The organism is Halomonas sp. ND22Bw (assembly GCF_003011945.1).
Classification (GTDB): domain Bacteria; phylum Pseudomonadota; class Gammaproteobacteria; order Pseudomonadales; family Halomonadaceae; genus Halomonas; species Halomonas halophila.
In genome coordinates, this window is record NZ_PXWD01000279.1 from 1 (window position 1) to 390 (window position 390).

The following is a 390-nucleotide window of genomic DNA, read 5'->3' on the forward strand; positions in this document are numbered from 1 at the left end:
GTCGATCACCAGCCCTTCGACCTGGTGGAACATCGGGGTGTGCGTGGCGTCCCAGTCGGACCGGTACACGCGCCCCGGCGCGATGATGCGGATCGGCGCGCCGCCCGCCGAACCGGCACCGGCGTGGCGCCTGGCCACCTCCACCATCGTGCGGATCTGCACCGGAGAGGTATGCGTGCGCAGCACCATCGGCGCGGCATCGTCGGCCGCCCCCTCGGGCTTGGCGATATAGAACGTATCCTGCATCGCGCGCGCCGGATGCGTCTCGGGGATGTTGAGCGCGCCGAAATTGTGCCAGTCGTCCTCGATCTCCGGCCCGGTCGCCACCGCGAAGCCCAGGTCGGCGAAGATCTCCGCCAGTTCGTCCATCACCTGCGCGACCGGATGGAC

At 69.5% G+C, this 390-nt stretch carries 1 pseudogene; it reads right to left on the bottom strand.

The annotated features are described in order from the left end of the window. Positions 1 to 390: pseudogene (locus CVH10_RS18055) on the bottom strand (hypothetical protein); the annotation flags it as partial.